This window comes from Saccharomonospora iraqiensis subsp. paurometabolica YIM 90007, from assembly GCF_000231035.2.
GTDB lineage: Bacteria > Actinomycetota > Actinomycetes > Mycobacteriales > Pseudonocardiaceae > Saccharomonospora > Saccharomonospora paurometabolica.
Map to the genome: position 1 here is coordinate 159819 of NZ_KI912218.1, position 2123 is coordinate 161941.

The following is a 2123-nucleotide window of genomic DNA, read 5'->3' on the forward strand; positions in this document are numbered from 1 at the left end:
GGCGGGCGGTCCCCGGCCGCCGGGCCCCCGACCGGGCATCGTCGGCGCGGTGGTCACGGCAGGCGGCGCAATTCTCACAGCAGGTGGCACGGTCTCACAGCAGGCGGCGCAGCGGCACCGCGCCGCGGGCACGGCGGGTCCACTCCCGCGGGTAGCCGAGTGAGACCTCCTCGAAGCGCACCCCGTCGCGCCAGGTGGTGCGCGGGATGTGCAGATGCCCGTACACCACCATTTCGGCCCGGTGCCGCACGTGCCAGTCCGCGGTCGCCTCGGTGCCGCACCACATGGCGAACTCCGGGTACCACAGCGGCTCGGTGGGATGGCGGTGCAGCGGCCAGTGCGACACCAGCACGGTGCCGTGCCCGTCCGGGACGTCCGCCAGCCGCTTCTCGGTGAGCCGCACCCGCTCGGCGCACCACCGGGCCCGGTCGGGGTGCGGGTCGGGGTGCAGGAGGTACTCGTCGGTGCAGACCACGCCCGCCTCCCGGGCCTGCCGCAGCGCCTCGGCCGTCGGGTGTCCCTCGGCGGCCGGGGTCCGCCAGCTGTAGTCGTAGAGCACGAACAGCGGCGCCACCGTCAGCGGACGCGGCCCGTGCTCCCACACGGGGAACTCGTCCTCCGGGGTGTGCACGCCGAGTTCGCGACAGCGCCGCACCAGCTCCTCGTAGCGCTCGACCCCGCGGGCCTGCACCGGGTCCTTCGGCGTGGTCCACAGCTCGTGGTTGCCGGGCACCCAGATCACGGTGGCGAACCGGTCCCGCAGTGTGGCCAGGGTCCCGGTCACCGTGTCCACCTGTTCGGCGACGTCCCCCGCCACGATCAGCCAGTCGTCCGGGCCCTGCGGCCGCACCGAGTCCAGCAACGGCGCGTTGTCCCGGTGGCCGATGTGCAGGTCACTGGTGGCGTAGAGGTTCGGCACGGCCACCACGGTAGATCACCGGCGCCCGGACGGGGAAAACCGTTCGCGCCGCCGCGTGGGCGGCGGTAGGGTTCGGCACCATCATGAAGAGCTGACACGAGCCCGCACCCGCGTCCGCGGCATCCCGCCCGGCGGGTGACCCGCGACCTCTCCGGCCGGTGGTGTCCCGTGTCCTCTCCCCTCTCCCTGCACGCCCGCGACGTGGCGTTCGCCCACGGCGACCGCGTGGTGTTCGACGGCTTCGACCTCACCGTGGGTGCGGGACGGAGGGTCGGGCTGGTCGGCGACAACGGCGTGGGCAAGTCCACCCTGCTGCGGCTGCTGGCCGGGCTCGAACGGCCGCAGGCGGGCACGGTCTCCGGCGGTGGGGACGTCGGCTTCCTGCACCAGGAGTTGCCGTTCCCGCCCACCGCGACGCCGGCCGACGTCCTCGACGACGCGCTCGCCGACCTCCGGCGGGCGGCCGGGGAGCTCGACACGCTCGCCGCCCGGCTCGAACGGCGGCCGGACGACGCGGCCGTGCTCGACGAGTACGGGCGGATGCTGGAGTGGGCCGAGGTGCACGGGGTGTGGGACGCGGATCGCCGCGCCGCGGTGGTGACCGAGGGGCTCGGGCTCGGCGGCATCGCCCCGGGGCGGACGCTGGCCGAGCTGTCCGGAGGGCAGCGGAGCAGGTTGGCGCTGGCCGCCCTGCTGGTGTCCGCTCCGCGGACACTGCTGCTGGACGAACCCACCAACCACCTCGACGACGCCGCGTCGGAGTTCCTGGAGCGGCACCTGGCGGGCCTGTCCGGCATCGTGCTCCTGTCGTCCCACGACCGGGTGTTCCTGGACGCGGTCTGCACCGACATCGTCGACCTGGACCCCACCGTGGACGGACCCCGCCGCTACGGGGGCCGGTACTCGGACTACCGGGACGCCAAACGTGCCGAACGGGCCCGGTGGGAGCAGCGCCACGCCGACGAACAGGCCGAACTGCGCCGGCTGCGGCAGGTGGTGTCCGTCTCGGCGCACGAGATCAACCACAACCGGCCGATGCGGGACAACGCGAAGATGGCCCACGACTACCGGGGCGCCCGGGTACAGCGCCAGGTCTCCCGCCGGGTCCGCGACGCCCGGCGACGGCTGGCCGAACTGGAACGCACCCGGGTGCCGAAGCCGCCGTCCCCGCTGCGGTTCCGCGCGACGCCGACCGGCGACGGCA

2 protein-coding genes are annotated in these 2123 nt (G+C 74.4%); one reads left to right on the plus strand and one right to left on the minus strand.

Features of this window, described 5'->3' with window-relative positions:
• Positions 1-94 precede the first annotated feature (94 nt).
• Complete coding sequence (locus tag SACPADRAFT_RS0207965; protein WP_028662314.1) at positions 95-919, minus strand: metallophosphoesterase family protein; 825 nt, start codon at positions 917-919, stop codon at positions 95-97.
• Between the two features lie 168 nt (positions 920-1087).
• Here SACPADRAFT_RS0207965 and SACPADRAFT_RS26275 point away from each other — a divergent pair.
• The coding region (locus SACPADRAFT_RS26275) for an ATP-binding cassette domain-containing protein (RefSeq protein ID WP_007027390.1) at positions 1088-2123 on the plus strand (1036 nt) is incomplete at its 3' end.